A 20,188-nucleotide genomic window follows, 5' to 3' on the forward strand; every position below is an offset into this window, starting at 1 on the left:
CCTTATGCCTGTCGGAGCTGTGCGGCCGGTTCAACTTTTCTTTTGTCTAGCTTCAGCGCCCAGATTCTAGGGTCATAAGCCACTCTGGCTGTGCGGCAAAAGACACCGCTGCCAGTGTGTCTTACGCCCGTCGAATCTACACGGGCGCTTACGCTTTTCTTTTTAAAATTCAGCTAGTTCTCTCATTGCTTTTTCTACTTTGTCTGGGTTGATCATGAAGAATTTCTCCATAGTTGGTGCATATGCCATTGCTGGGATATCGGGTCCAGCTAGACGTTTAATCGGAGCGTCTAGGTCGAATAGGCAGTTTTCAGCGATGATAGCTGCTACTTCTCCGATGATACTTCCTTCTTTATTGTCTTCTGTAACTAGAAGAACTTTACCTGTCTTTTTCGCAGCTTCGATAATGCCTTCTTTGTCCAATGGATAAATTGTACGCAAATCAAGGATGTGCGCAGAAATACCATCTTCGGCTAGGCGTTCTGCCGCTTGAAGTGCAAAGTGGACTGCTAAACCATAAGTGATGACTGTAATATCTTCACCTTCGCGTTTCACATCTGCTTTACCAATTTCAATTGTGTAATCTTCTTCTGGTACTTCACCTTTAATTAGACGGTATGCACGTTTGTGCTCAAAAAACATAACCGGATCTTCATCGCGAATTGCTGCTTTTAACAAGCCTTTTGCATCGTATGGAGTTGACGGGATAACGATTTTTAACCCAGGCTGATTAGCGAATATTGCTTCTACTGACTGCGAATGATAAAGTGCGCCATGAACACCACCGCCAAAAGGTGCGCGGAAAACGATTGGACAAGTCCAGTCGTTATTTGAACGGTAACGAATGCGTGAAGCTTCAGAAATAATTTGGTTAATAGCGGGCATGATGAAATCCGCAAATTGCATTTCTGCAATTGGGCGTAATCCGTACATCGCTGCACCAATGCCGACACCGGCAATCGCTGATTCTGCAAGAGGCGTATCTAAGACACGGTCTTCTCCGAATTGATCGTACAGACCTTGAGTCGCTTTAAAAACGCCACCTTTTTTACCGACGTCTTCTCCGAGAACAAAGACGTTTTCGTCACGTTCCATTTCTTCTTTCATGGCAAGCGTGATGGCATCTATATAAGACATAATAGCCATTATTCGTCTCCTCCTTCTTCGGCATAGACATATTTCATCGCATGTTCTGGTTCTGCATATGGTGCTTCTTCTGCATAATCCGTTGCTTCATTGACAATCACCATAATGCGATCATTAATTTCTTTTTCTAATTCATCGTTCATCACACCGTTTTCTTTCAAATAAGCACCAAATGTTAAGATTGGATCTGTTGATTTTTGTGCAGCCAATTCATCCGCAGAGCGATACTGGCGGTGATCATCATCTGACGAGTGCGCTGTCATTCGTTCGCAAACTGTTTCTATCAAGCTTGGTCCTTCGCCACGGCGTGCGCGATCAGCAGCTTCTTTAACATGTTTGTATACTTCAATCGGATCGTTGCCATCGATTGTTACACCTGGCATACCATAGCCGATTGCTCGATCCGATACGTTTTTACAAGCTAACTGGCGTTCAACAGGCACCGAAATTGCATATTTATTGTTTTCGACCATAATGATAACTGGTAACTTGTGAACGCCGGCAAAGTTCATGCCTTCGTGGAAATCCCCTTGGTTGGAAGATCCTTCACCCAGCGTCGTAAACGTGATGAAATCTTTTTTCTTCATTTTTCCTGCTAAAGCAACGCCCACTGCGTGAGGCAATTGTGTCGTAACAGGCGAAGAGCCTGTCAAAATACGGTTACTCTTTTGCCCAAAATGACCAGGCATTTGGCGCCCACCAGAGTTTGGATCTTCTGCTTTAGCGAAAGCAGACAGCATCAAATCTTTTGGTGTCATTCCAAAATGAAGGACGACACCAATATCGCGGTAGTAAGGAGCGATATAATCTTTTGAATTATCAAGAGCAAAAGCAGCGCCTACTTGTGCTGCTTCTTGACCTTGGCATGAAATCACGAAAGGAATTTTTCCTGCGCGGTTTAATAGCCACATCCGTTCATCTACACGTCGAGCCATCAACATTGTTTCATACATTTTGAGTAAATCTTCATTTGTTAAACCAATTTCTTCATGTCTAGAAGCCATTATGTTTTCCTCCTTTAACTGTGAATTGCTTTTCCGTCAACTGCTAAAGCCGCTTCGCCCATTACTTCTGATAGTGTCGGGTGTGGATGAATTGTTTCAGCAATTTCCCACGGAGTTGCATCTAACACCATTGCAAGACCCGCTTCCGAAATCATATCGGTAACATGCGGCCCAATCATGTGCACGCCAAGTATATCGTTCGTTTCTTTGTCTGCAATAATTTTAACGAAACCATCAGATTCCCCATAAACCAATGCTTTACCAATTGCTTTGAACGAAAATTTACCAACTTTAACCTCATGACCTTTTTCTTTTGCCTGCTCTTCTGTAATACCAACACTTGCTGCTTCTGGATTGGAATAAATGCAACGTGACACCAAGTCATAGTTAATTGCATGTGGATTATTGCCTTTAATGTGCTCGATTGCCGTGATGCCCTCGTGTGATGCAACGTGCGCTAATTGAAGACCACCAATGACATCACCAATTGCGTAAATATGAGATTCTTTCGTTTGGAAAGATTTCTTCACTTGAATAAACCCTTTTTCAACAATAATGTCCGTGTTTTCAATGCCAATATTTTCAACATTTGCTTGACGACCGACTGATACTAGCATTTTTTCAGCAGAAAAACTTTCGTTTTTGCCACTGATTTCTGCTTGAATGGTAACGCCATTTTCACCTGTTTCTAATGTATCTGCCATTACTTTTGCGCTTGTCGCAAACTTAACGCCTTTTTTCTTCAAAAGTTTCAACATCTCTTTAGAGATATCTTTATCCTCTGTTGGAACGATACGGTCTGCATATTCAATAACAGTTACGTCCACACCAAAATCGTTAAGCATTGAAGCCCACTCGATACCAATAACACCCCCACCAACAATTAGAATCGATTGTGGTAAAGTTTCCATCTTCAAGGCTTCATCTGAAGTCATAACGAACTTGCCATCAACAGCTAATCCTGGCAAAGTACGCGGACGTGAACCTGTAGCGATAATGACATTATTCGGAATTAACATTTCATTTTCTTCACCATTGTTCATTTCAACAGAAATGGTTCCAGCATTTGGTGAGAAAATAGAAGGTCCAAGAATTCGACCGATACCTTCGTAGACATCAATTTTCCCTTTTTTCATCAATCCTTGCACGCCTGCATGCAATTGGTCGACGATGCCTTGTTTGCGTTGCTGAACACGTCCAAAGTCTAGTGTAACTTCACCTGTCTGAACACCAAAATCAGCTGCATGATTTTTAGTCGTCGAATAAACTTCTGCACTTCTAAGCAATGCTTTGCTCGGAATACAACCTCTATGTAAGCAAGTCCCACCCAGTTCACTCTTTTCAACGATTGCTGTTTTCAATCCAAGTTGTGCAGAGCGTATTGCTGCTACATAACCGCCGGTTCCACCGCCTAAAATAACAACATCATAATTTTGAGCCATAGCTGTATCCTCCTTTATCTGTTCTATCGTTATTCAAATTTCTTGCTACATTGTTGTCTGCTACTTAAAACGGATAGACTTTTACGCGTTCTTCTCCATTTAATACCCGTGCTGCACCTTCAGCTAATGCTTGAAGTTCGTTTTCACCGGGTTGAATTTCGACATCGGCGATCCAACTTACCCGTTCCGATATTAGTTCTACCAAGCTCTCGCCGTATGCTAAGCCACCCGTTAAAATGATGGCATCTACTTGGCCTTTTAAGACCGCACTGATTGCGCCAATTTCTCGCGCAATTTGATACGCCATCGCGTGATAGATCAATTCGGCTTTTTTATCTCCCGAAACAATACGCTGCTCTACTTTGACCACATCACTTGTTCCCAAGTAGGCGAATAACCCACTTTGTCTCACCAATTTCTTGATAATTTCTTGGTGGCTGTAATGTCCAGAAAAGCATAATTCGACCAAATCGCCTGTTGGGACTGTTCCAGCACGTTCAGGACTAAACGGACCATCGCCATGCAAACCGTTATTGACATCAATAACGCGACCATTGTGATGAGCGCCAACTGTTATGCCATTTCCCATATGCGCAACAATTAAATTGACCTCTTCGTATCGACGTCCTCTTTTTTCAGCACATCGACGGGCAACCGCTTTTTGATTGAGAGCATGAAAGATAGATTTTCTTTTAATTGACGAAAATCCAGATACACGTGCAAGTGGCTCTAATTCGTCAACAACGACCGGATCTACTATAAATGCGGGTATATTCAGTGCATCCGCAATTTCAAATGCAATAATGCCGCCTAGATTAGAAGCATGCTGTCCTGAGTACCCTACGCGTAAATCTTCTAGCATTCCACTGTTAACTTCATAAGTTCCACCTTCAATGGGACGTAATAACCCGCCCCTGCCACAAACTGCGGCTAAATTAGAAACATTCATACCCTCTTCGTCCAACGCTTCCAAAATCGTGTTTTTTCTGAATAGATATTGGTCGTTAATACTGGAAAATTTACTTAGGTCTTCTATGGTGTGGCGTATCATTTTTTCCATAATCAAAATATCATTATCGAAAACACCAATTTTTGTCGATGTAGAGGCAGGATTAATGGCCAGGATCCGATTCGACTGCCTTTGCACGTCGCTCCCTCATTTCTTCTTATACTAATAGATTTTTTCTTCCATCTCCGACAACCGACTTAACGAAGCAAGAAGCCAGGCGTAGTTTGCCTGACTTCTTACGGGAGCCATGCAGCATGCGGCTGAAACGGAATAGAAGAAAAAATTCTTTCGATTATTCTACTTTGTTATCTTCTGCTTAAAATATTATGTTCATTTCTAAGAAACTGAGTTCTTGAATTGCGAACGCGTTCGATTCGCTCTTCAGCCATGCGGTCCGCAGCGATGTAACTTGGTACGTTATCACGTTTAGAAATTGCATAAATTTTCGTGATGCTGTCATAAATTGTTTCAACGCGTTTCATCGCGCGTTCATTGTTGTAACCATATAATTCATCTGCAACGTTGATAACACCGCCTGAGTTAATAACAAAGTCAGGTGCATATACGATACCACGTGCTTCAAGCTCATCGCCGTGACGCTCTTCTTTTAATTGGTTGTTAGCAGAGCCAGCAACTACTTTTACTTTTAATTGAGGAATCGTATCATCGTTGATGATTGCGCCCATTGCACACGGTGCAAAAATATCCGCTTCTTGTGAGTAGATGTCATTTGGTGCAACTGCTGTTGCGCCGAATGCTTCTACTGCACGATTTACAGCATCTTGGTTAATATCTGTAACGATTAATTTCGCACCTTCTTTGTGAAGATATTCGCAAAGTGGGTACGCGACGTTCCCAACACCTTGAACTGCAACTGTTTTGCCTTCTAAAGAATCGTCGCCAAATGCTTCTAAAGCCGCGGCTTTCATTCCAATATAAGCGCCGTATGCTGTAACAGGTGATGGATTACCTGAAGAGCCAAATGCTGGCGAGATTCCTGTTACGAAATCTGTTTCTTCGTGGATTAAATCCATATCCGCAACAGTTGTTCCAACGTCTTCAGCAGTTATATAACGCCCGTTTAATCCTTGAATAAAACGTCCGAATGCACGGAACATTTCTTCGTTTTTGTCTTTCAATGGATCTCCGATAATAACTGTTTTTCCGCCACCCAAGTTAAGACCTGCTGCAGCATTTTTGTAAGTCATTCCGCGAGCAAGACGAATGGCATCTTCAATCGCTTCTTCTTCTGTTGCATAATTCCACATGCGCGTACCGCCAAGTGCCGGTCCTAGAGTCGTGTCATGAATACAAATAATAGCTTTTAGGCCCGAGCTTTTATCTTGGCAAAATACTAACTGTTCGTAATCGTGTTGTTCCATTCTGTTGAAAATTTCCATTGTTAATTCCCCCTAGTAGATGTTCTTAGCGTTAATGATGAGCAAATGGCCAAAGCCAATGAATACAGTTTGCTGTCTGCACTATCAGCACGCGACGATAAAACAATTGGCGCTTTAGCACCAGCTACAATACTGCCGACTTTGGCATTTGCAAAAAAGACCAGCGATTTATACAGGATATTTCCGGATTCAATAGTTGGAACAAGTAAAATGTCGGCGTTGCCGGCATTGTTTCCTGCTATTCGCTTATGTTTGGCCGCATCTACTGATATCGCATTGTCGAGAGCAAATGGCCCGTCTACGATACAATTTTTGATTTGGCCACGCCGATTCATCGCAGTAAGCGCTGCAGCGTCTAGTGTCACTTGCATGTTCGGATTAATTACTTCTACCCCCGCAAGTGGTGCAACGATTGGTAATTCTACACCTACTGAGCGCGCGATTTGAACAGCATTTTGAATAATTTGTACTTTTTGAGGTAAATCAGGACTAATATTCATGCCTGCATCTGTCAAAAAAATCAACCGATCAAACCCAGCGACTTCAAAAACAGCTACATGAGACATGATCGAGCCCGTCCGCAGACCATAGATTGGATTTAGTACGGCCTTTAACAGTACCGCTGTCGCAATCTGACCCTTCATCAAGATATCGGAATCATTCCTGAATACGGACTTTACAGCTTCTTGTGTAGCCATTTCCAAACTATCAACGTGACACAACTGAACTTTAGGGTGATCGAGCAGCTCGGGAAAATGCTCCCTTAGCATTGCTGTTACAGTCAATTCATCGTCGTATAGTCGGAAATGAGCCATATTGCGTTCGATAGCCATACTCACGGCTTTGAGAACGGACACATCAGCAGCAGCTGCAACAGCCACCGTATGATTAGACTCATCCGAAACCATCTCGAATAACTGATTTAATGTGGCCATTACCGCTCACCTCATTCTTCTTAATTAAAACAGAACAAATGGTCATATATAAGAGATGAAAGCGTTTTATTTGCTTTTTAGCACGTAAAACATTGCAATTAATTGCAAAACCCTGCAATAATTTGCAAAACTATTGCATTAACCCGTATTTCTCTAATTTGTAATACAAGGTTCGGAGAGAGATTTCTAATTGTTTTGCCGTTTTGGATTTATTGCCTTTAGCCTGTTTCAAAGCATGATGTAAAATTCCTCGTTCAACAGTATCCAATTGTTCTTGCAAAGGCATGGAGGATTGAATGAGTACTTCGTTTTTCGCTTCTGCAACTCGTAGCATACTAAGTGGGATGTGTTCTTCAGTTAATACACGGTCGTTCATCTGCATGAAGATCATCGAACGGCTCAGTACGTTTTCCAGTTCCCTGACATTACCTGGCCAATCATAGACACGCAAATACTGTAAGGCTTTGTCAGAAATCGATTCAACACTGCGCCCGTACTCCTGATTTAACTTCAACAATAGACGCCCAGTAATTCTCGGAATGTCTTGCTTTCGATTACGCAAAGGCGGAATTAAAATTGGCATCCTGTTTAACCGATAATACAGATCCTCACGAAACTTCCCTTCAAGCAATGCTTTTTCCATGTTTGCATTTGTCGACGCAATCACACGCACGTTAACAGGAATCGGTTTACTCCCACCTATACGCAAGGTTTCATGTTCTTGTAGTACACGTAGCAATTTACTTTGAAGCATCGATGACAATTCACCAATTTCATCTAAAAAGATGCTGCCATTATTGGCTTCTTCAAACAAGCCGCGCTTTTCTCCTGTTTTAATACCTGGAATGGCTCCTTCTTCATAACCGAAAAGTTCACTTTCTAACAGTTCCTCTGAAAGCGCAGCGCAATTGACGCGGACGAATTTGTTGTATTTCCGCTCACTAGCACTGTGGATGGCGTGTGCGAATAATTCTTTACCCGTCCCCGACTCACCGCGCAATAATACGGTCACTAAAGTTTGTGCGGCTAATTTTGCTTGTTGAAGAGATAATTGCATTTCTGACGACAACCCGATGATGTCATCAAAGGTATACTTCGATTCCAGTGTACGAATAATACTTCGAGCACGATCTAGCTCTTTCATTAGGGAGCGAATTTCGGTCGTATCGTGAATGACGCCAACACTGCCTTTTAACTTATTGTCGACGATAATGGGTGCGACGTTAACAATAACTTCGCGGTTTGACGGACCTACTTTTAAATTAACTCCGCGTACAGGCTTGCGTGTTTGCAGTGCTTTTAAGTGCATGCTTTCTCCTTCAGAGATATCTGCCGATGCCGGCTGACCGATAACATCCTTCATCTGCAAGCCGGTAATTCGTGTATACGCTGGATTTACAAGCAATCCATTGCCCTTTTCATCTACTACGGATATAGCGTCATCACTCGACTGGATAATGGCTTCTAACATGGTCTGCACTTCTTTCAGATCTGTTATTTCTTCTGCTAACGCAACCACTTCCGTAATGTCTTTAAACACCGCAAAGGCACCGATGATCTCTCCATCATCACCAATCATTGGGAACCGGGAAGTAACAATTCTCGAACCATTTTCTAACGGCAGTTCTTTGTTCAATTCGGTGCGACCCGTTTCGTAGATTCTTGGCAATTCACTCAAGGAAATAAATTCGTGAATATGCTTTCCGAGTGTTTCATCAACTGTCACTTCAAGCATTCGCGCTGCACTTTTATTGATAAATGTAATATGGCTTGTTTTATCAATACCAATCATACCTTCTTCTATTGAATTGAAAATGATTTTTTCTCTACGACTTTCTTTACTTAATCGATTAATAAAATGCTCTTTTTCTTCCAACAAACGAACCAATACATTTGCAAGACTGCCAGGAACAATAACCGTCTTTTTCAAAAAATACGTTTTTAGCTCTTGATAAAAAGAATCACTTCCAGTGACATTAAAGACAATATCAATATCCGCTTTATTGAATTTCCGGTAATCCTCCGCAACCGAAATACCGTGAGACCGCGCAGTTAAAACAGCAGGCGCATCCATGTGTAAATCAACGACGCCATGTACGTCTAAATAATCCGTTTCGAGAAGAGTCTTTAAAATAGCAGACCCTCCAACACCACCGCCGACAATTAATACTGTTTGCAATTTCATTCAAACTCCCTTCCACCAATATGCAAGTAATTGCAATAATATTTTAAGCGTACATCAGGAAGGTTTTCTTGACAACTTTAATAGAATTAGAAACAATAGAAGCAGAAGGATGTGGAATTATGGGTCGTCTAGTGGCATTTATCATTTTGCTGATTCCTGGAATTATGGCGGCATATGGCATTAAATTAATGCGTGATACGTTATTTAATAAATTGCTCGAGCCTTTTCCGGCTCTTTGGCTCCAGTTTACATTCGGCACTCTTTTTGTCGTTCTAGGAATCGGTTTTTTTGCCGGATTTCTATTGAATCGCGATCGAAAAAAAGGGACCGTTTCAAAAAGATTCCAGAAATAAAAAAATTGCGTCTACCCAAAAAGGGGAGACGCAATTTTTCTTTTAACACGATCTGGGTAATTGGTAATAATACCAACCGTTTGTGAATTAAGTTGAGTGATAAGCGACTCCGACCCTAAAACTCCGTACAACCGAACTTTCTTGTCCAACTCTAGGACATCGGCCCATAAAGCTTTATTAAGAAGGCGTTTATGGAGATGAATACTGTCGACCCACTCCATTTCTTTCACGTAAGGCAGCTGTTTATTCTTTTTAATAATCAGAGCCATTTCAGTAGAAGGCATCAATTTCTTCATTTCTTCCAGCAATTGCGGATTAAACGAAGACAAATGGATATCCCTAATCCCTTCCAACATAGCTGCAAGAATTTGTGGTCCTTTTGGATTTTTCACAAATGATGCTTTTAACTCAACGTTCAATGGAATGTTCTTTTTTTTTGCCCATTGAAACACTTCATACGCTAACGGGATTTGATAATGCTGAAATGGACGTATCCATTTTTTGCCGACACGAAGATCTTTTATGTCTTCGTAAGCAAGTGCCTCAATATCTGCATTAAAACCAGTTAGTCGCCGCAAGTTGTCATCATGAAAGACAACAACAACGCCGTCTTTCGTAATTTGTACATCAAGCTCAATCCCAACACCAAATTCACAAGCCTTAAAAAAAGCGTCCCATGTATTTTCCAGTGCATATCCTGAAGCGCCTCGGTGTGCATACACTTTGACTTCAGACAATAAAATCATCCTCTTCCATTTCTGAAATCCACTAAACGAGTAAAACCGAATTTACTATCGATTCTACTAGCTGTTTCTTTGCAGTTCCATCACTATTTTATCATTTATTAGGACAAACTAACAGCATTGTCGTTTTACTGACTTTTTTTTGGTTTTGCTATTTTCGTATACTTCCTTATGTAAAAAAATACATTGTAAGCTTTAAAACAAAAAAACCGATGAATTAAAGTCTCATCGGTCGATTATCTATTGGATCATAGTAGGTTTTTAAAGCGACGCCATCGTAAAAAATGCAATCAAAATGCTAACGCAATAAACACCATAAAAATACAGCCGGTCGGTGACAGTTCCTTCACCATTACCTAAAAAATAGTCATCAATTTGCCGAATCAATTGCAATTGCGCTCGCCTCTTTTCATCCCATTGATTTTCCGGTCTCGTCATTCTTAATCATTCGGAAAGTTCCCTTTTTTTAAAAACAATGTCTTATTCTTTTCCTTTATTGTGCTTTTTTTAAACCTACCCATTCGCTCCAACAAACACAATAAATGTGCTTAGAATTAACTAAAAAAACTTCCCTACCGCCATTTTGGCGACAAGAAAGTTTCGATAAATTCTCCGATTATAAATCGTCTCGCATTTTCAGCTGCAAACTATCTGCGACCATTGCAATAAATTCCGAATTAGTTGGTTTTGATTCTAAATGCGCTACACTGTAGCCGAAAATTTTTGAGATATGATCGACCGTTTCATGACGATTCCAGACTTGCTCAATTGCATGGCGAATCGATCTTTCTACCCTCGACGACGTCGTGTCAAATTTAGTAGCAATTCCCGGATATAATACTTTAGTGACTTTATTTAATATTTCTGGTTGTTCCAGTACTAACGAAACGGCTTCTTTTAAATAAAGATAGCCTTTAAGATGAGGGGGAATCCCAATATCTTTCACCATATTCGTAATCAAATCATCTTTCGTTCGCTTGTCTTCAGTTTGCTTTGTTTTACCAGTTCGTGCATTCATAATATGATTAATCTGGACTGCAAGGCGTTCTACCTCAAAAGGTTTCATAATAAAATAGGAAGCTCCGTACTCCGCAGCCTGGCTCATTATCGATTCCTGTCCAAAAGCAGACAGCATAATTACATCAATTCCCTGTAAATCTTCATTTTCTTTGATAGCATCTAAAACAGCGATGCCGTCTAGATAAGGCATAATAATATCCAATAATAAGACATCAATTGTGTGATTTTGGAGCATTTCGATACAAGTTTTGCCGTTATAAGCAACTTTTACTACTTCCATGTTAGCTTGTGCATTTAAATAATCTTCCATCAGTCCGACCAATTCGCGATTATCATCTGCAATTGCGATTTTTATTTTTTTCATTCGACTCTCTCTCCTTGGTGACTGACTCTAGCAGGATTGTTTTTCTTCTTAATTGACTCTCTTTACCCTTACTGGCTGTCTTTATAACTTTATTTCATCAATAGTTTACGGTCTGCCGCGAGTGATAACAATTCTTCCGCATGTTGCAAAGTCAGATCTGTTATTTCAGCTCCTGACAGCATACGACTCATTTCTTCCGTTCGCTCTCTTCCATTAAGCTCGGTCACCGCAGTGGTTGTTCGTTGCTTGTCGACTTTTTTCTCAATAAACAAATGCTGATCTGCCATCGCCGCTACTTGAGGCAAATGGGAAATACAAAGCACTTGAGAATCGACTGAGATAGCAGCAATTTTCTCAGCAATAGCCTGAGCCACTCGACCGCTAACACCTGTATCCACTTCGTCGAATATAATGGAAGTTATGCCTTGATGCTTAGAGAAGATGGTTTTTAGTGCCAACATCATGCGGGACAATTCCCCGCCGGATGCTACTTTAGTTAAAGGTTTCAACGGTTCGCCAAGATTTGTTGAAATGTAAAAAGTAATTGCATCATGACCATGACGATCAAATCGACCGCTTGGCAACACGGTAAAGTTTACTTCAAACGATGCCTTTGCCATATGTAATTCTTTTAACTGCTCCATAATCGCTTTGCCTAGGCTTTTCGCTGCTTTTTTGCGAAGAATCGTTAACTCTTCCGCTTCCACACGCAAATCCTCAGTTAATTCTTTTAACTTTTCTTGATCTAATTGATAACGCTGATCTCGGTTGACCAATTTATCCAATTCATCTGTCTGCTTTTCATGATACAGCAAAATATCTTCTACAGAAGTCCCGTATTTTCTTTTTAGCGATTGAATAACAGCTAAACGTTGCTCGATTTCATTTAATCTACCCGGATCGAATTCCATATCATCTAAAATCCGCTTGATTTCCGTACCGGTATCTTGGATTAAATAAAAAGCACCGGATAAAGTTTCAGAGGACCCTATAAAAGTTTCATCTACTGCTGCTGCATGTTCAAGTTCAGACATAGCGGATCCAATCCAATCCAGTCCTTTGCTTTCTCCTTGAATTGCTTCGTGCGCCGCAGAAATTGACTCGTATATCTTATTAAAATTTTGTAATTTTTTACGTTCTTGAATAAATTCTTCTTCTTCTCCTATAACCAACTCCGCTGCTTCGATTTCTTGCAGTTGGAAAGTCAATAAATCAATACGCTGTGCAATTTGCTGCTCATTTTCAGTATAAGAAGAAAACTCTCGCTTTAATTTTGTGTACTTATCAAATGTGTGGCTATAGCTTTCTTTTGACTTCGCTAAGCTTTTACCGGCAAACTGATCGAGCAAGTAAAGATGCTGTTTTTCATCCATCAATTCCTGTGTTTCGTGTTGGCCGTGAATATCAATTAGAGAAGCTCCAACTTCACGTAAAATAGAAATGGTAACGAGTTTACCATTTATTCGACAGACATTTTTGCCTTTATCATTTAATTCTCTGCGCAACAAAATATCGCCATCACTCCAAGTGATACCGAATTCCTCTAATCTGCGAAATACCGGGTGTTGTTCACTTTCTAATGAAAACAAGCCTTCGATTTCTGCCTTTTTAGCGCCATGACGAATAAATTCTTGGCTTCCTCGTCCACCTGCTAAAAGATGAACCGCATCGATAATAATGGATTTACCGGCTCCGGTTTCTCCAGTCAAAACAGTCAATCCTTCAGAAAAGCTAACTGTCAAAGCATCAATAATAGCAAAATTGCGTATATCTAACTCCCGAAGCATATCCGCTCACCTCTTCTTAAAGCATTTCGATTAAACGTTGTTTTAAAATTTCACGCTGTTCGGTATCTCGGCAAATAATAAGACATGTATCATCCCCACAAATTGTTCCAAGAATTTCTTCCCAGTCCAAATGATCAATGAGTGAGCCAATTGCATGAGCATTACCTGGCAAAGTTTTCATTACTAAGAAATGGCTAGCTCCGTCAATGCTAACAAAAGCATCTGTCAATGCACGATGCAGTTTTTGCATTGGATTAAAACGTTGATCAGCTGGCAAACTATATTTGTAACGCCCATCTTGAAGCGGTACTTTTACTAAATGCAATTCTTTTATATCCCGTGAAACAGTTGCTTGTGTCACTTCATAGCCCGCTGATTTTAATAGTTCTACCAACTCATCTTGTGTTTCAATTTCACGATTTGATATAAGATCGCGTATTTTAATGTGACGCTGTCCTTTATTCATGTTGTGCCCCCTTGAATGAATAATTATTCCATATACCTAATATTCTAACTCTATTTCATACACAAGACAAGAAAACACATTCCTTTTTGGAATGTGTTTATAATAATTCATGTGCTGTCTTGACAGTTTCATCGATGGACTGCTCAGAAACCCCTGCTATATCAGTGCCTTCAATAGCCGATTGAAGGTGAAATAAAAATTCAATATTACCTTCTCCACCAGTAATCGGTGAGAACGACATGTTCTTCACATGAAAACCGGCTTCAACTGCAAATTTTCCGACTTTAACCAACACATCACGGTGTATTTGGGGGTCGCGAATAATGCCTTTTTTTCCGACATTTTCTCTACCTGCTTCAAATTGAGGTTTGACCAGTGCGATGACGTCGCCCCCTGGGACCAAAACTTGTTTTAACACAGGAAAAATAATGCGCAAAGAAATAAACGAGACATCAATTGTAGCAAATTCCGGCAGACCTTGATTAAAATCTTCTGGTTTGGAATGGCGGAAATTGACGCGTTCCATGACAGTCACACGCTCATCCTGCCTAATCTTCCATGCCAACTGATTGTAACCAACATCAAGTGCATAGCAGTGCTTAGCGCCGTTTTGAAGAGCGCAATCAGTGAAGCCACCTGTTGAAGAGCCAATATCAAGCATCAGTTTGTCGGCAACCGATAAGTCAAACTTTTCTAAAGCTTTTTCAAGCTTTAAACCGCCTCGGCTAACATATTTCAAATCATTTCCTTTCATTTGCAAAGGAGATTCTACTGAAATTTTTTCACCAGGCTTATTCATGCGTTCAGATCCAGAATAGATAATACCAGCCATGATAGCTCGTTTTGCTTTTTCACGTGTTTCACAGATGCCTTGTTCAACTAACAAGACATCTACACGTTCTTTTTTGGGCTTGATCATAGAGGAATCGAACCTGCCTGCTTTTTGGCTTGCGCACGCTTGTTAATGACACGCACGACTTCATCGCTATTTAAATGAATTTCATCCATAAGTTCAGCAACGTCTCCGTGTTCAATAAAGTGATCCGGAATTCCTAAACGGTCAATAATCGATCCGCGGTATTGGTTTTCTTGTGCAAATTCTAACACGGCACTACCAAAGCCACCTTGAAGTACCGCTTCTTCAATCGTTACGACCGGAATGTCACGTTTAAAGACTTCGTGGAGCATTGCCTCGTCCATCGGTTTAATGAAACGTGCATTTACCACTTCCACGGAAATGCCTTGCTCGAGTAGTTGTTCTGCTGCGCGCATAGCCATTGGAATGGTCGTACCGAACGTTAAGATGATAGCATCTGTTCCTTTTTGTAACACTTCCCACGAACCGATTGGCAACGCGTGAAGTTCTGTATCCATTGGTACACCTAAGCCGTTGCCTCTTGGATAACGAAGCGCAATTGGGCCACCATTATAATCAATAGCAGTTTTCACCATATGCTGCCCTTCATTTTCGTCTTTTGGCATCATAATGACCATGTTCGGCAAATGACGTAAGAATGCAATATCGAAAACGCCTTGATGCGTTTCACCATCTGCTCCAACAAGACCCGAGCGATCAATTCCAATAAAGACATTTAAATTTTGACGACAAATATCATGAACGACTTGATCGTATGCACGTTGTAAGAAGGTTGAATAAATCGCTAAGAATGGCTTCATGTCTTGTGTAGCAAGTCCAGCCGCCATCGTTGTCGCATGCTGTTCTGCAATTCCAACGTCAAACATACGGTCAGGAAATTCAGAAGCGAATCCTTCTAATTTCGAACCAACTGGCATAGCCGGTGTAATTGCGACAATGCGCTCGTCTGTGCGTGCTAGTTTACGGACAGTTTCTGCTACCAAACCGCTCCATGAAGGCGCTTTTGAAGATGATTTCACTAAATCACCAGTCTCCGTTTTATAAGGACCCGTACCATGCCATGTCCCAATTGTATCTTGTTCAGCAGGTAAAAAGCCTTTGCCTTTTTTCGTTATGACATGAAGTAAAACCGGTCCTTTGGTTTTCTTCGCGTAACGCAAGTTTTCTTCCAGTTCTTCTAAGTCATGTCCATCAATTGGCCCTAAATACGTAAAGCCCATTTCTTCAAAGAACATTCCTGAAACTACTAAATATTTCAAAGAATCTTTTACGCGTTCAGCAGTTGCGGCTAATCTGCCACCGACTGCCGGTACTTTTTTAAGTAAATATTCCAAATCATCTTTGACTTTGTTGTATTTTCCAGCTGTTCTCATACGGCCAAGCATACTGTGCATTGCTCCAACATTTGGAGCAATAGACATTTCATTATCATTTAAAATAACGATCATATCGGTCTTCGTATGACCAATGTGATTTAATGCTTCAAAAGCCATTCCACCGGTTAATGCTCCATCACCAATAATTGGAACTACATAATTGTCGGTTTTTTTGATATCACGAGCAGCTGCCATTCCCATTGCAGCTGATAGAGACGTCGAACTATGTCCAGTTTCCCATACGTCATGGTCGCTTTCATTGCGTTTCGGAAATCCACAAAGACCTTTAAATTGACGCAGTGTGTCAAATTGGCTAGCTCTTCCTGTTAAAATTTTGTGGACATATGACTGGTGCCCTACATCCCAAATAAATTTGTCTGATGGGCTATCGAATACTTTGTGTAGCGCAACCGTTAGTTCCACTACTCCAAGATTCGGACCAATATGCCCACCTGTTCTTGATAAATTCTCTATTAGAAACCGTCTTATATCTTCACTTAATACTTCAAGCTGTTTTGTGTTCAGCTCTTTTAAGAAAGATGGACCAGTAATCGATTGTAGATCCATTGCCATCACGCACCTTTTTTAAAATTTTCCTTCAGACTGTCTGTTCATATTATATCAGTCTACAGCGATTGTACAAACTAGAGCCTTAGAAATCAGCTTTTTCTTTGAACAATTAAGTCTGTCAGTTGTAACAGCAATGTTTTTTCTCCCATCAGCTTATCGAGTGAATTGATCGCTTCAGAAGCATGAAAGTCTAACTTTTCCTTTGCTTTTGGCAATGTCAATATGCCTGGATAGGTACTTTTATCGCTCGACTCGTCTTTTCCAGCAGTTTTTCCAAGTTCCTGAGAAGTTCCCGTAACATCTAGAATATCGTCTTGAATTTGGAACGCAAGCCCAAGATGCTGACCAAATTGACTGAGTGCCACCATTTCTTCGTTCGAAGCTTGTGCTAAAATACCACCCGCTAGAATGCTATACGTTAACAAAGCACCCGTTTTCAAGCGATGTACTTGCTCTAGTTCTTCAAGTGTTAATTGTTTTTCTTCACCTTCAATATCTAGTACTTGTCCGCCGACCATTCCTTCAGCCCCCGCAGAAACACTCATCAAATCAATTAAACGGACTTTATCATCACTTGAAACGTTCGACAACCTTGCAACAATACCGAAGCTATAAGTTAAAAGTGCATCTCCAGCAAGAATAGCTACAGCTTCTCCAAATACTTTATGGTTTGTTGGCATGCCCCGTCTTAAATCGTCATCATCCATACTTGGTAAATCGTCATGAATCAATGAATAAGTATGAATCATTTCAATTGCAGCCGCTACTTTAAGTGCATCGGGATGTTCTTGTCCGCTTAACTCATGAAGAACTGCCAGCAAAAGAATTGGACGGATTCGTTTTCCACCTGCTTGCAACGAATAATGCATCGACTCTCTTAGCGAATTGGGAATCGGCAATGATAAAATTAGTTGAGCCATTTCCTGTTGGATAAGTGGTTCGTAATGCGTACGAAATTCAGTTAAATTCATTTGGCATTCCCGCCCATTTCTATGTCGATTGGCACTTCCTTGCCGTCTTTCATCATTGTCACCAATTGACTTTCTGCATTCTGTAATTTATCGTGGCATACTTTTGACAGTTCCATCCCTTTTTGATAAAGGGTAAGCGCTTGTTCAAGTGGAACGTCTCCCTGTTCGAGTTGACGAACAATTTCCTCCAATTGTTCCATTGCATCGTTAAACATGATTTTCTTTTCAGCCATCGTTTACGTCTCCTTTACTTGCTGGATTTATTTCATTGACAGTTGCCTGGATCATACCGTCTTGCATTGCGATCGTCAAACTGTCACCTGTTTTTACCTGCGTTACACTTTTTACTACAGCTCCTTCTATATAAGGAATCGAATAGCCACGGTCCATAATCTTAAGTGGACTTAGCGCATCCAATGTCCGAATAGAAGAGGACAGCTGTTGCTGGCGATCTTTTAGCAATTGATTTACTTGATAATCAAGCCTTCTTCCAAGTTCCGTTACATCTGTCTCCGACTGACGAATTTGTTGCAGGGGCATGCGCGACTTTAATCGGTGGTCGAACGTACGGTATTGTTCTTTTGAACGACTCACATATTGTAAAGACTCACGCTGCAGAGAGTCAGTAGCCCGCTCTATACGTTCTATAAATGGACGGTATAGCCGTTCTGGGTAAGCTAGTGGAAACGATGAAGTTAATCGTTCTAGCATTTTCTGTTGCTGGCTGATCGTGATAGAAACGGTCCGGTACATCCGACTGCGATAGCTTGATATTTTCTCAAGCAGCTCTGCCTGACTTGGTACGGCTAGTTCGGCAGCGGCAGTCGGTGTCGGTGCTCGTAGATCTGACACAAAATCAGCAATCGTAGTATCCGTTTCGTGACCAATGGCTGAGATAATAGGAATTTTCGAAGCGACAATAACACGCGCCACTGCTTCTTCGTTAAAAGCCCATAGATCCTCGATAGAACCGCCACCTCGACCAACGATTAAGACGTCATAATTGCTTGTATTGGCCGCCTGTATCGACTGAACTATGGATTGGACTGCACCTGCCCCTTGTACGAGTGTAGGATACAATACCACCTCTGCTAAAGGATAACGACGATGTAAGGTAATAATAATATCGCGCACAGCAGCTCCCGTCTGAGCGGTCACTACTGCAATTCTTTTCGGAAAACGCGGCAGTTGTTTTTTATGAAGTGCATCGAACAAGCCTTCTTTGGCTAGCTTTTCTTTTAATTGTTCAAAAGCTAAATAGTAATCACCAATGCCGTCTACTTGCATAGATTGTGCATACAATTGATATTGACCCGATGCTTCGTAAACTGAAACGTCTCCACGGATCAATACTGTCATGCCGCTTTCGGGCTTGAATTTAACAGACTTAGCACTTGCTGAAAACATGACGCCTGGTAATCGTGTGGCATTGTCTTTTAATGTGAAATAAATATGGCCGCTCGTATGGATTTTAACATTCGATAATTCACCTTTGACGTAAACATCGCGAAGATGTGGATCGGCATCAAACTTCTTTTTTATGTATTTGGTTAAGGCTTTGACACTTAAGTACGGGTCGGTTGACACACTTTCAACCCCTATCTGTGAATTTAAAAAGCTGTCTTTCTTTCGAAAAACAGCCCTATTGCTCTTTATTTTACATGCTTATGCTTATTTTGTCTTTGATAACCCTTTTTCCGCTGACTGTAGTGTATTTCCCATCAGCATCGCAATGGTCATCGGTCCGACACCACCAGGAACTGGAGTTACAAAGCCAGCTGTTTCTTGAACATCTTGAAAGTCAACATCCCCGCACAATTTACCGTTTTCATCTCGGTTCATTCCTACATCAATAATAACTGCATCTGGTTTGATAAATGTGTGATCGATAAACTTGGCTCTACCGATAGCAGCAATCAAAATATCCGCTTGTGCTGTGATGCTCGCTAGATCTTTGGTTTTGGAATGGCAGTAAGTCACAGTCGCATCTTTTTGAAGCAATAGCTGACCAATTGGCTTGCCCACGATATTGCTACGTCCAATTACAACTGCATGCTTGCCAGCTGGATCAATATTGTAATGAGCTAGTAGCTCCATTATGCCGTGCGGTGTACACGGCAGGAAAGCTTCTTTACCAATCATCATATTACCGACCGAAATTGGGTGGAAGCCATCGACATCTTTTTCTGGACTAATTGCTGAAATAACTTTAAATTCATCAATTTGTTTTGGCAAGGGCAGTTGGACAAGAATGCCGTGAATTTCTGGATTTTGATTTAACTCCTCAATTTTCGTCAGCAGTTCCTGCTCGGTCAATGTATCTGGATATTGATGAAGATCTGAACGCATACCAAGTGCTTCACACGTTTTTTTCTTGTTTTTTACATATGTAAGAGAGGCGGCGTTTTCTCCCACCAATATAACGGCAAGTCCTGGGATGATGCCTTGCTGTGCCAATTTTTCCACGCGCTCTTTTACCTGGATTTTAACTTTCTGGCTTACCGCTTTTCCATCAATCAATATTGCAGTCATATAAACTC

19 protein-coding genes are annotated in these 20,188 nt (G+C 41.1%); 1 reads left to right on the forward strand and 18 read right to left on the reverse strand.

The annotated features are described in order from the left end of the window. Positions 1-162: 162 nt before the first annotated feature. The 7 genes from FQ085_RS06275 to FQ085_RS06305 all read right to left on the reverse strand — a co-directional run bounded on the left by FQ085_RS06275 (position 163) and on the right by FQ085_RS06305 (position 9,115). Positions 163-1,146, reverse strand: coding sequence for an alpha-ketoacid dehydrogenase subunit beta (locus tag FQ085_RS06275; RefSeq protein WP_058385488.1), 984 nt, complete (start codon positions 1,144-1,146; stop codon positions 163-165). Next, entirely contained in the window at positions 1,146-2,150 is a 1,005-nt protein-coding gene (locus FQ085_RS06280) for a thiamine pyrophosphate-dependent dehydrogenase E1 component subunit alpha (RefSeq protein ID WP_058385489.1), read from the reverse strand. The genes FQ085_RS06275 and FQ085_RS06280 overlap by 1 nt, the downstream gene beginning before the upstream one ends. Before the next feature lie 14 nt (positions 2,151-2,164). Continuing rightward, entirely contained in the window at positions 2,165-3,592 is a 1,428-nt protein-coding gene (lpdA, locus tag FQ085_RS06285; RefSeq protein WP_149456205.1) for a dihydrolipoyl dehydrogenase, read from the reverse strand. 64 nt (positions 3,593-3,656) lie between these two features. Beyond that, positions 3,657-4,739 (reverse strand): butyrate kinase, encoded by a 1,083-nt coding sequence (buk, locus tag FQ085_RS06290; protein ID WP_149456206.1) that lies wholly within the window; start codon positions 4,737-4,739, stop codon positions 3,657-3,659. Between the two features lie 167 nt (positions 4,740-4,906). After that, on the reverse strand, positions 4,907-6,001 hold the full coding sequence (locus tag FQ085_RS06295; protein ID WP_058385492.1) for a Leu/Phe/Val dehydrogenase: 1,095 nt from the start codon (positions 5,999-6,001) through the stop codon (positions 4,907-4,909). Positions 6,002-6,003: 2 nt separating this feature from the next. Continuing rightward, the gene (gene yqiS / locus FQ085_RS06300; protein ID WP_149456207.1) at positions 6,004-6,936 is read right to left on the reverse strand and encodes a phosphate butyryltransferase; all 933 of its coding nucleotides are present in this window, start codon (positions 6,934-6,936) and stop codon (positions 6,004-6,006) included. Positions 6,937-7,066: 130 nt separating this feature from the next. Further along, a complete protein-coding gene (locus FQ085_RS06305) occupies positions 7,067-9,115 on the reverse strand; it encodes a sigma-54 interaction domain-containing protein (protein ID WP_058386913.1) in 2,049 nt (682 codons plus the stop codon). 125 nt (positions 9,116-9,240) lie between these two features. On the opposite strand from FQ085_RS06305, the gene FQ085_RS06310 reads away from it, so the two are divergent. Further along, positions 9,241-9,474, forward strand: a complete 234-nt coding sequence (locus tag FQ085_RS06310) for a DUF2627 domain-containing protein (protein WP_058386914.1) — start codon at positions 9,241-9,243, stop codon at positions 9,472-9,474. An 11-nt stretch (positions 9,475-9,485) separates the two neighbouring features. On the opposite strand, the gene FQ085_RS06315 is transcribed toward FQ085_RS06310, so the two are convergent. The 11 genes from FQ085_RS06315 to folD form a co-directional block, all read right to left on the reverse strand. After that, positions 9,486-10,211: a glycerophosphodiester phosphodiesterase gene (locus FQ085_RS06315; RefSeq protein ID WP_058385494.1), complete on the reverse strand. Its 726-nt coding sequence runs from the start codon at positions 10,209-10,211 to the stop codon at positions 9,486-9,488. Positions 10,212-10,478: 267 nt separating this feature from the next. Then, positions 10,479-10,655: a hypothetical protein gene (locus FQ085_RS18005; protein WP_169793152.1), complete on the reverse strand. Its 177-nt coding sequence runs from the start codon at positions 10,653-10,655 to the stop codon at positions 10,479-10,481. A 178-nt stretch (positions 10,656-10,833) separates the two neighbouring features. Continuing rightward, positions 10,834-11,601, reverse strand: a complete 768-nt coding sequence (gene spo0A, locus FQ085_RS06320) for a sporulation transcription factor Spo0A (protein WP_058385495.1) — start codon at positions 11,599-11,601, stop codon at positions 10,834-10,836. An 89-nt stretch (positions 11,602-11,690) separates the two neighbouring features. Further along, positions 11,691-13,388 carry a DNA repair protein RecN gene (gene recN / locus FQ085_RS06325; protein ID WP_149456208.1) on the reverse strand — a complete coding sequence of 566 codons (1,698 nt, stop codon included), beginning with the start codon at positions 13,386-13,388 and terminating at the stop codon, positions 11,691-11,693. A gap of 16 nt (positions 13,389-13,404) precedes the next feature. Next, on the reverse strand, positions 13,405-13,854 hold the full coding sequence (gene ahrC / locus FQ085_RS06330) for a transcriptional regulator AhrC/ArgR (protein ID WP_058385497.1): 450 nt from the start codon (positions 13,852-13,854) through the stop codon (positions 13,405-13,407). A 97-nt stretch (positions 13,855-13,951) separates the two neighbouring features. Beyond that, complete coding sequence (locus FQ085_RS06335) at positions 13,952-14,770, reverse strand: TlyA family RNA methyltransferase (protein ID WP_188074734.1); 819 nt, start codon at positions 14,768-14,770, stop codon at positions 13,952-13,954. Next, entirely contained in the window at positions 14,770-16,674 is a 1,905-nt protein-coding gene (dxs, locus tag FQ085_RS06340; protein WP_058386915.1) for a 1-deoxy-D-xylulose-5-phosphate synthase, read from the reverse strand. The genes FQ085_RS06335 and dxs overlap by 1 nt, the downstream gene beginning before the upstream one ends. Before the next feature lie 92 nt (positions 16,675-16,766). Then, positions 16,767-17,648, reverse strand: coding sequence for a polyprenyl synthetase family protein (locus FQ085_RS06345; protein WP_058385499.1), 882 nt, complete (start codon positions 17,646-17,648; stop codon positions 16,767-16,769). Further along, a complete protein-coding gene (gene xseB / locus FQ085_RS06350) occupies positions 17,645-17,881 on the reverse strand; it encodes an exodeoxyribonuclease VII small subunit (protein WP_058385500.1) in 237 nt (78 codons plus the stop codon). Before xseB ends, FQ085_RS06345 begins: the two co-directional genes overlap by 4 nt. After that, positions 17,874-19,235, reverse strand: coding sequence for an exodeoxyribonuclease VII large subunit (gene xseA / locus FQ085_RS06355; RefSeq protein ID WP_058385501.1), 1,362 nt, complete (start codon positions 19,233-19,235; stop codon positions 17,874-17,876). Before xseA ends, xseB begins: the two co-directional genes overlap by 8 nt. A gap of 84 nt (positions 19,236-19,319) precedes the next feature. Beyond that, complete coding sequence (folD, locus tag FQ085_RS06360; RefSeq protein WP_058385502.1) at positions 19,320-20,180, reverse strand: bifunctional methylenetetrahydrofolate dehydrogenase/methenyltetrahydrofolate cyclohydrolase FolD; 861 nt, start codon at positions 20,178-20,180, stop codon at positions 19,320-19,322. Positions 20,181-20,188 lie beyond the last annotated feature (8 nt).

The organism is Planococcus sp. ANT_H30, from assembly GCF_008369335.1.
Lineage (GTDB): Bacteria > Bacillota > Bacilli > Bacillales_A > Planococcaceae > Planococcus > Planococcus kocurii.

What these genes read in the sequence shown, in the direction of transcription:
- FQ085_RS06275 (WP_058385488.1), bottom strand. Translation starts at nt 1,146, where the DNA reads ATGGCTATTATGTCTTATATAGATGCCATCACGCTTGCCATGAAAGAA.
- FQ085_RS06280 (WP_058385489.1), bottom strand. Translation starts at nt 2,150, where the DNA reads ATGGCTTCTAGACATGAAGAAATTGGTTTAACAAATGAAGATTTACTC.
- lpdA (WP_149456205.1), bottom strand. Translation starts at nt 3,592, where the DNA reads ATGGCTCAAAATTATGATGTTGTTATTTTAGGCGGTGGAACCGGCGGT.
- FQ085_RS06295 (WP_058385492.1), bottom strand. Translation starts at nt 6,001, where the DNA reads ATGGAAATTTTCAACAGAATGGAACAACACGATTACGAACAGTTAGTA.
- yqiS (WP_149456207.1), bottom strand. Translation starts at nt 6,936, where the DNA reads ATGGCCACATTAAATCAGTTATTCGAGATGGTTTCGGATGAGTCTAAT.
- FQ085_RS06310 (WP_058386914.1), top strand. Translation starts at nt 9,241, where the DNA reads ATGGGTCGTCTAGTGGCATTTATCATTTTGCTGATTCCTGGAATTATG.
- FQ085_RS18005 (WP_169793152.1), bottom strand. Translation starts at nt 10,655, where the DNA reads ATGACGAGACCGGAAAATCAATGGGATGAAAAGAGGCGAGCGCAATTG.
- spo0A (WP_058385495.1), bottom strand. Translation starts at nt 11,601, where the DNA reads ATGAAAAAAATAAAAATCGCAATTGCAGATGATAATCGCGAATTGGTC.
- recN (WP_149456208.1), bottom strand. Translation starts at nt 13,388, where the DNA reads ATGCTTCGGGAGTTAGATATACGCAATTTTGCTATTATTGATGCTTTG.
- ahrC (WP_058385497.1), bottom strand. Translation starts at nt 13,854, where the DNA reads ATGAATAAAGGACAGCGTCACATTAAAATACGCGATCTTATATCAAAT.
- dxs (WP_058386915.1), bottom strand. Translation starts at nt 16,674, where the DNA reads ATGGATCTACAATCGATTACTGGTCCATCTTTCTTAAAAGAGCTGAAC.
- FQ085_RS06345 (WP_058385499.1), bottom strand. Translation starts at nt 17,648, where the DNA reads ATGAATTTAACTGAATTTCGTACGCATTACGAACCACTTATCCAACAG.
- xseB (WP_058385500.1), bottom strand. Translation starts at nt 17,881, where the DNA reads ATGGCTGAAAAGAAAATCATGTTTAACGATGCAATGGAACAATTGGAG.
- folD (WP_058385502.1), bottom strand. Translation starts at nt 20,180, where the DNA reads ATGACTGCAATATTGATTGATGGAAAAGCGGTAAGCCAGAAAGTTAAA.